This is a genomic window from Ekhidna sp. ABH4_415, from assembly GCF_056161305.1.
The window spans coordinates 1-223 of record NZ_JBSWYW010000044.1; the positions used below are offsets into that span (position 1 = coordinate 1).

Annotated in this window: 1 pseudogene; it reads left to right on the forward strand. The window is 39.5% G+C overall.

From position 1 onward, the window contains the following. Nucleotides 1-223 (forward strand): annotated as a pseudogene (locus ACXAH9_RS17245) (2-succinyl-5-enolpyruvyl-6-hydroxy-3-cyclohexene-1-carboxylic-acid synthase); the annotation flags it as partial.

A 223-nucleotide genomic window follows, 5' to 3' on the forward strand; every position in this document is an offset into this window, starting at 1 on the left:
GGATGGCATTATGAGCTTTATTCCCAAAGCTGAATACAGTGAAACTAAGGCTGCTTATATCATTTTGGAATCTATTCTGGAGCAATCGATCCTGCACTTAAGCAACTCTATTCCAGTTCGTTATGCTGATTTATTTGGAGTAAAAAATAATATTAAGATTTATGCAAACCGAGGCACAAGTGGAATCGACGGTTGTACTTCTACCACGGTGGGAACAAGCCTG